Origin of the sequence: Archangium sp., from assembly GCF_036389735.1 — a bacterium.
Classification (GTDB): Bacteria; Myxococcota; Myxococcia; order Myxococcales; family Myxococcaceae; genus Archangium.
The window spans coordinates 1-8,298 of sequence record NZ_DASVWK010000782.1 but is presented as its reverse complement, the minus strand read 5'-3'; the positions used below and the strand labels follow the sequence as shown (position 1 = coordinate 8,298).

The window sequence follows — 8,298 nt, the reverse complement described above, 5'->3', positions numbered from 1 at the left end:
GATAATGACGGACGGGCGGGCGCCGTCGGCAGCAGGATGCGGAAGGTGGCGCCCTGGCCCGGCTGGCTCTCGACGGTGAGCTCGCCGCCGAGCCCGGAGATGATGCCGTGGCAGATGGACAGGCCCAGTCCCGTGCCCTCTCCCACCGGCTTGGTGGTGAAGAAGGGCTCGAAGATGCGGCCCAGGTGCTCGGGGGCGATGCCGGGGCCGTTGTCCTGGACCTCCACCTTCACCCGGCCGTCGGAATGCAGCCCCATGGCCACGCGGATGGAAGGCTCGACGGCCCCCTGCTTCCCCTTGAGCGCCTGGGCGGCGTTGATGAGCAGGTTGAGGAAGACCTGCCCCAGACCGTGCTCGTCGCCCACGGCGGGCGGCACCGGTTGCAGCGCCCTCTCGAACCGGAGCCCCGGCACCTTGGCGATGCCGGCCATGGCGAGGGCCTCCTCCAGCACCTCGCCCACGTCCACCGAGCTGGTGGGAGCGTTGCTGACGCGGCCGAAGATCCGCACGTCCTGCACCAGCCGCCGGATGCGCTCGCAGCCTCGGAGCGCATCGTGGCAGGCCTCCTGGAGCTCTCCCACGTCCTCCTCGGACTGCCTGGCGGTCAGCTCCCGGTAGACATGGTTGAGGTTGGCGATGATGAAGCTGAGGGGGTTGTTGACCTCATGCGCCATCCCGGCGGCGAGCCTCCCCAGGGCCTCCAGCCGCTGGGCGTGGGCGAGCTGGGACTCCAGCACCCTGCGCTCCTCCGCCTCCCGCGCCAGCAGGGCGTTGGCCTGCTCCAGCCGGGCGTTGGCCTGCTCCAGCTCCTGCATCCGCCTGCGGTCCCGGCGCAGCAGCTCCCACTTCTCGGCGAGCGCGTGGGCGATCTGCCGCACCTCGATGCTGTCGAAAGGCTTGCGGAGGATGAGCAGCCGCTGGCTGATGCCCAGCCGTTGCGCCACCTGCTCCCAGGAGTAGTCCGTGTACGCCGAGCAGAGGACCACCTGGAGGTCCGGGTCCTCCCGCCAGAGGCGCTCGATGGTCTCCACCCCGTCCATCCCGGGCGGCATGCGGACATCGACGAAGGCCACGGAATACGGCCTCCCCTCCTTCAACGCGGCGCACACGCGCTCGATGCCCTCTTCACCCTGGAGGGCGGAGTCCACCTCGAAGCTGTGCCCCTTGGGGCGGGGCGACTCCACACCGAAGAGGGCCACCTCCATCTCACTCATTTCATCGAGCGGCGCGCCGTCCTTGCGACCCGAGAGGATCAGGTGGAAGTCCTGATGGATGCTCGGCGTGTCATCGATGATCAGCACTCGGGGCACGGGAGCACTGGGGCCGGTACTCATGACCTTCTCTTTTCTTTCTACCGGGTGCGGACCACCACAGAACGCAGCGCGGCATCATGCCTTGGGGGGCACGGGTTGCCGGGTAATCATGCAGCCCTGATGGAAAAACACACGAGGGGTGCTCATTCTCATTGTTGGATTCAAGATGAAATCTGGCATGGACTCCCCGGTTTTTCCCGCGTTGCGGGACCAGTGCTATCGTCCAATTCCACACACGTAGCCGGTGACGTACCGCCACGCGCAGCACCATGCGACCCCGTCCCCCACCGACCTTCGGTCCCGTCGAGTCCCTCCACACACCTCTGGAAGGCTTCCTAGAATGAGTCTGGAGCCGCGCCACTTCTCCCTGCGCGCCCGTCTGGTCATCCTGGTCGCCCTCCTCTTCGCGGCCTTCGCCCTCTTCTTCCTCGCCTTCTTCCCGGCGCGCATGGACGCCCAGGCGCGCCACTGGGTCCTCAGTCGCGCGACGGGGATCGCCCAGCTGCTGGCCAGCGCCACCGAGCCGGCGCTCGACTTCGGCGATGCCACCAACGGCCAGCACCACCTGGAGACGCTCGCCTCCACTCCCGAGGCCATCTACGGCCTGTTGCTGCGCGAGGACGGTTCGCCGCTGGCGGCCTGGCACCCGGAGCGTGCCCCCGCCCGGCTCATGGACATTCCCGAGGGAGCGCGGATCCTCGGGCAGGAGGTGCTGGCCCGGGTGCGGATCCAGACCCGAGGTGGGCAACAGGGCACGTTGCTGGTGGGCTTCAGCCTCGCCGAGCTGCGCCAGGAAGGTCAGCACACGCTGCGGTTGGCGGCCAGCATCTCCGCGCTCATCTTCGCCTTCGGCGTGCTCGCGGCCTTCGGTGTGGGGACGTTGCTGGTCCGCCCGCTGGGGCGCGTCACCCAGGTGGCCTTGCGCATCTCCGAAGGGGAGCTGGGCGCGCAGAGCGAGCTCGACCTGACCCGGCGCGACGAGACCGGCACCCTCGCCGCCGCGCTGTCCCGGATGCTGCGCCGCCTGTACGAGCAGAAGGCCCTCATCAAATCGCAGAGCGAGGCCTCCTCCGAGGGCATCCTCACCGTCTCGGAGTCGGGGCAGGTCCTGGCGCACAACCAGCGCCTGCTGCGGATGTGGCAGTTGCCGCCGGAGCGGCTGGAAGGGCGGCCCCTGGAGGAGGTGCTCCGGGCGCTGGCCCCCGCGCTCAAGGAGCCCGAGACGCTGCGGCGCCTGGCCGACTTCCAGCGGGAGCAGCCCGCGGGCGCTCCCCTGGAGTTCTCGCTCCTGGATGGACGGACCCTCACCGCCTACCGGGCTCCCATCCAGAGCCACGAGGGCACCCGCTTCGGCTGGGGGCTCTACTTCCAGGACATCACCGAGCGGCTGGCCCAGGAGCGCGTCCGCGCGCGCAACCTCGAGCTGGAGCAGCGCGTGGCCGAGCGCACCCAGGAGCTCGCCGAGCGCCTGAGTGAGCTGCACAGCACCCAGGAGCAGCTCATCGTCGCCGACCGGCGCACCTCCGTGGGCACGCTCGCCGCTGGCGTGGCCCATGAAATCAACAACCCGCTCGCCTACGTCACCGCCAACATTCAGTTCGTCCTCCAGGAGATGCCCGAGTTGCGGACCACCCTCATGCCGGGCTGTCCCCCCGACATGAGCGAGGGCATGGAGGCCATCTGGCAGGAGGTGGCCAATGCGCTGGCCGAGGCGCGCGAGGGCTGCTCGCGCGTGCAGCACATCGTCCAGAGCCTCAAGTCCTTCTCGCGCGGGGATGAGGACCGGCGCGAGCCCCTGCACGTCCAGGGGCCCCTCGATGCGGCCATCAGCATGGCACAGAACGAGATCCGCCACCGGGCCCGGTTGGTGCGCGACTACCGGGAGGTTCCGCCCGTCGAGGGCAACGAGGTCCGCCTGGCCCAGGTCTTCCTCAACCTGCTCATCAACGCCGCCCACGCCATCCCGGCGGGCGCCGCGGATCGGCATGAAATCCGGGTGACGACGCGGCTGGGCGAGGACGGGGCTGTGCGGGTGGACATCACCGACACCGGCAGTGGCATGTCCCCCGAGGTGCGTGGCCGGCTGTTCACCCCCTTCTTCACCACCAAGCCGGTGGGCATCGGCACCGGGCTGGGGCTGTCCGTCTGCCAGGGCATCATCACCGCGATGGGCGGGCGCATCGAGGTCCAGAGCGAGCTGGGACAGGGCAGCACCTTCTCGGTCGTCCTTCCCCCCACCAGCGCCACCGTGAAGCACGCGCAAGCACAGCGCGCGCGGTCACAGCCGGGGTCGCGGCGAGGGCAGGTGCTGGTGGTGGACGACGATCCCTTCGTGGGGGCGGCGCTGCGGCGGACCCTGGGGCGCGAGCACGATGTCTCCGTGGCGTTCGGCGCCAGGGAGGCGCTGGGGCGGGTCCTCCAGGGCGCCGCGTTCGACATCATCCTGTGCGACCTGATGATGCCGGACATGACCGGGATGGACTTCTTCACCGAGCTCCAGCGGCTGTACCCCGCGCAGGCGGAGTCGGTGATCTTCTTCACCGGCGGCGCCTTCACCGACACGACCCGCGCCTTCCTCGAACGGCATCAGGAGCGGGTGTTGAGCAAGCCCGTCGACGCCGACCACCTCCGCGAACGCATCCTCCAGCGACTGGAGCGGGGGGCCACGGCCTCCCGCCTCCCTTCCGCCTCCCTGGATTGAACTCCGTATGCCCCGCCCCGCCCCCCACGTGTCAGTCCTCGGCCTGTTGCTGCTGACAGGTGTCCTCGCTTCCCGCCCCTCCGCCGCCCAGCCCGCCTCGGACGCGCCCACCGAGCCACACTGGTCCCACGAGCTCTCGCTCCAGGAGTTGCTCCAACTGGAGCTGGCCGCCCCTTCCAAACAGCTCCAGCCGGTCAGGGAGGCCCCGGGCGTGGTCTCCGTGGTACCCCGTGAGCAGATCCGGAGGTTCGGCTGGATGAGCCTCCAGGACATCCTCTTCAGCCAGCCCGGCTTCTTCCCCGCTCACGACTACGAGCGCACGGTGGTGGGCGCGCGAGGGCTCTCGGAAGGGTGGAACAACAACCACCTGCTGCTGCTGGTGGATGGCATCCCGATGAATGACAACGAGGCGGGCAGCGCCTTCACCTGGGACATCACCCCGCTCTTCCTGGTGAAGAGCGTGGAGATCATCCGAGGCCCCGGCTCGGCCCTGTACGGCTCCAACGCGACCAATGGCGTGGTGGCCATCAACACCGTCTCCTCGCCGAGGACCCTCCGGGAGGATGAGCGCCTGGAGGTCAACAGCGAGGCGCGCTTGATGCTCGGAGATCGGGGCACGGTGAGCGCGGACGCGATGGCCGTCACCGTGTCCGAGCACGTCTCGGCGGTCCTCGGATTCCAGCACCTGCGCACGAACGGGTACTCGTACCTGTCCTATGACGGCTCGGGGAGGACCGACGACACGGGGGCGCTCCAGCGCTTCCGCATCCACGACCCCCACGGCAGCGACTACCTCTTCCTCAAGCTGGAGGCGAGGAAGGCCCTGGAGGGGCTGTCCCTGCAGTACCACCTGCAGTCCTGGGAGCACAGCACGGGCCATGGCTGGCTCTACTGGGCCCCTGACGTCGACGGGCCGATGCACGACCGGCGCCACATCGCGGTGCTGCGCTACCAGTCGCCCCCCGAGCGCCGGCTCCGCCAGGAGTACGTGCTCAAGCTCCAGCGACACGAGTTCGAGCGCAACGTCCGCTTCTACCCGAACGGCGCGCTCGACGGGCACTACCCGGCCGGGGTGAACGAGGTGCTGGAGACCCGCATGGACGAGCTCTTCGGGAGGGCCCAGCTCTCCGGCGAGCTGGCCGAGCATCTCACCCTGCTCGGCGGCCTGGAGTACTCGGCCTTCCTCTATGACGGCGACGAGGTGCACTACGCCAACACCGACCTGTTCAACGAGGACGAGGGTTCCCCCGCCCCGACCCTCCTGGTGCCGCTCGGGCCCTTCTACGAGGGCGTCCTCGGCCAGCCGGTCAACAACGTGGGCGCCTATACCCAGCTCGCCTGGAGCCGGTTGCTGGGCATGCCCCTGTCCCTGACGGTGGGGCTGCGTTACGACCTGAAGTTCTTCCGCTACCGCGAGCCACGGCTCCCCGAGTCCCCCACGCGCTCCAAGTCGTACGATCAGCTCAGCCCCCGACTGGCATTGGTGTACTCGCCCAGCCCTTCGCTGAGCCTCAAGGCCCAGGCCAGCAGGGCCTTCCGGGCCCCGGCGCCCGCCGAGATCTTCGGCGCCAACACCTGGATGCTCAGCTCCAACATCGACATGCTCCGCCCCGAGAACGTGACGACCTTCGATCTCAACGCGGACTGGACCGTCAGCCCCCACTTGAGCTGGCGCAGCACCCTGTTCCATTCGCAGTTCGACCACCTCATCGGCTACAGCGACGCGAACCTGTCGAGCAACCTGTTCTCCCGACGCAACGCGGGCCTGGAGTCCGAGCTGCTGGGGGACGTGGACTTCGGTGGGTACGGTCAGTTGCAGGCCTTCGGCAACTACACCTACGTGCACCTGCTGGCGGAGACCGATGACAACGGGGGCTCCGTGGCCTCGGCGGGGCACCTCACCTGGGCTCCCGCCCACCTGGCCAAGGCCGGGCTCAGCTACAGCGTGCGAGGCTTCACCCTGTCCCTCCAGGGCCGCTACCAGAGCGCCGTCCACCGCCGCCAGGGGGACAGTGTGACCCCGGCCTTCGTGGCCGCCCGGCCCACGAGCGTGCCGGCATGGGTTCGCTTCGATGCCAACGCTCGCTACCAGCTCAACGACTGGGCCGCCCTGGGCGTGAAGGTGTCCAACCTGTTGGATGCCGAGAGCTACCTGGTGAAGAGCGGCGACTTCCCCTTCGACTACCGCATGGAGGGCCGGCGCCTCTACGCCAGCTTGGAGTTCGATCTCTAGGCGATTATGACTTCAGCGCCCTCATCACGAGACTGGAGTACGTCCTTCATGCCGGCAGTCTGGTTGCGTTTGAGCATCGTGGTCCCCCTGTTGCTGGTGCTCACCACGGCGCCCGCCCACGCCGAGGAACTCCCCGCCACGCTGCGGGCCTCCTTGATGGTGCGTATTCTCGCCTATGACCGGCGGATGAGCTCGCACCCGCCTCCGCTCACCATCGCCATCCTGCATCAGGAGGGCGATACGAACTCGGCACGTGGGGGACAGGAGCTGGGCACCGCCATGGAGGCCGCGGCGAGGGGAAGAACCATCGCGGGCCACCCGCTGCGCGTCCTGCGCATCGGCTTCCGCAACGCCGCCCAGCTCCAGGAGGAGCTCTCTCGCCAGGGTGTGGTGGCCCTCTACGCGTGCGAGGGGCTGGAGGCCCAATCCGAGCTCATCTCCCGGGTGACGCGGCAGCTCTCGATCCTGTCCATCACCGGAAGCGAAGCCCAGGTCAACCGGGGGCTGGGCATCGGCTTGAGCCGCAAGGGGAACTCCCCCGTCATTCTCGTGCACCTCTCGGCGGTCCGCGCGGAAGGAGCGGACCTCGACGCGGGCCTGCTCAGCCTCTCCCAGCTCGTCGAGCCCCGCCCAGGGCAGGAGTGAACCTCGACCTCGCTCAACGTCGGTACACGGTGCCGCTCTTCATGACGAAGCGCACGCGGCGTACCGAGGAGATGTCCTGGGTGGGGTCGCCCTCCACGGCGACGAGGTCGGCGAGGAGCCCTTCCTTCACCTGACCGAGGCGATCCTCCATGTGGAGCATGCGCGCGTTGACGGAGGTGGCGGCCTTGAGGGCCTGCGGGGGCGTCATGCCATAGCCGACGAGGAGCTCCAGCTCGCGGGCATTGTCGCCGTGGGAGAACACGCCCACGTCGCTGCCGTTGCAGATGGAGACCCCGGCGGCGAGGGCGGCGCGGAAGCTGGCGCGCTTCTGCTGGATGGCGGCGGGCTCGGGGTCGGTGCCCTTCTTCCAGCCGCCGTACTGGAGGATGGCGTCCCCGGCGGCCAGCGTGGGGCAGAAGAAGACGCCGTGCTGGGCCATGAGCTTGAACACCTCGGGGGTGCCGCCGTCCCCGTGCTCGATGCTCTCGACGCCGGCGAGGACGGCGCGGCGCATGCCCTCGGCGCTGCTGGCGTGGACGACGACGGGGCGCCCCCCATCGCGAGCGGTGTTGACGATGAGCTTCAGCTCCTCGAGGGAGAAGGTGGGGAGCGCCTCGCCGCGAGGGCCCCAACGGTAGTCCCCGTAGACCTTGATCCAATCCGCGCCCTTGCCCATCTGCCCGCGGACGGCGCGGATGAGGGCGTCGACCCCGTCGGCCTCCTCGGCGCCCTGGGGGACGTGCCACTCGGGGGCGAAGCCCTTGGGGCCGTAGGAGCCGGTGGCGACGAGGGCGCGGGTGGTGGCGAGCACGCGGGGCCCGGGGATGAGGCCCTGCTGGATGGCCTGCTTGAGCCCGACATCGGCATCGGCGGCGCCCTCGGTGCCGAGATCGCGCACGGTGGTGAAACCGGCGAGCAGGGTGTCCCGGGCGTGGTTGGTGGCGCGGACGACGCGGAGCGCGAGGGACTCGCGGAGCACCTGATCGTTCCAGGAAGCCTCGTTGTAGGGGTGGAGGAGCAGATGCGAGTGCCCCTCGATGAGGCCGGGCAGGAGGGTGGTGCCGGGAAGCTCGACGACCTCGGTGCCAGCGGGAGCGGCCACCTGGGCCGCGGGACCGACGGAGACGATGCGGTCACCGCGGACGAGGACGACCCACCCCTCCTGGGCCTTCGCGGAGACGCCATCGAAGACCCGCGCGGGACGCAGGAGGTACGAGGCGGGAGCGGCGGGCGCCTGAGCGGATGCCATGAGAGGCACGACACAGAGGATCGCGACGAGAAGGGCGAGCAGGGAGCGCATGGTGGGCAGGGGGAGGAAGAGTAGCAGCCGAGCGACCTATCACAGGTCCCTCCCCCTGGACCCCAGCCTCACTCGTCCTCTACGACCGAGGAGGCGTCCTTGCCAA

5 protein-coding genes are annotated in these 8,298 nt (G+C 69.3%); 3 read left to right on the top strand and 2 right to left on the bottom strand.

The features are described 5' to 3' along the window. Window positions 1-1,334, bottom strand: a 1,334-nt coding sequence (locus tag VF794_RS27710; RefSeq protein WP_331115513.1) for an ATP-binding protein, incomplete at its 3' end; no start/stop codon positions are given. A gap of 319 nt (window positions 1,335-1,653) precedes the next feature. Here VF794_RS27710 and VF794_RS27705 point away from each other — a divergent pair. From VF794_RS27705 to VF794_RS27695, 3 genes are read left to right on the top strand one after another with little or no spacing between them, the layout of a single operon-like run. Next, the gene (locus VF794_RS27705) at window positions 1,654-4,014 is read left to right on the top strand and encodes an ATP-binding protein (protein ID WP_331115511.1); all 2,361 of its coding nucleotides are present in this window, start codon (window positions 1,654-1,656) and stop codon (window positions 4,012-4,014) included. A 7-nt stretch (window positions 4,015-4,021) separates the two neighbouring features. Continuing rightward, window positions 4,022-6,247 (top strand): TonB-dependent receptor, encoded by a 2,226-nt coding sequence (locus VF794_RS27700; protein WP_331115509.1) that lies wholly within the window; start codon window positions 4,022-4,024, stop codon window positions 6,245-6,247. Window positions 6,248-6,295: 48 nt separating this feature from the next. Next, window positions 6,296-6,892 (top strand): YfiR family protein, encoded by a 597-nt coding sequence (locus tag VF794_RS27695; protein WP_331115507.1) that lies wholly within the window; start codon window positions 6,296-6,298, stop codon window positions 6,890-6,892. Window positions 6,893-6,905: 13 nt separating this feature from the next. Here the strand turns inward: VF794_RS27695 and VF794_RS27690 are convergent, their stop codons facing one another. Then, window positions 6,906-8,141 carry a metal-dependent hydrolase family protein gene (locus VF794_RS27690; RefSeq protein ID WP_331115505.1) on the bottom strand — a complete coding sequence of 412 codons (1,236 nt, stop codon included), beginning with the start codon at window positions 8,139-8,141 and terminating at the stop codon, window positions 6,906-6,908. Window positions 8,142-8,298: the final 157 nt, after the last annotated feature.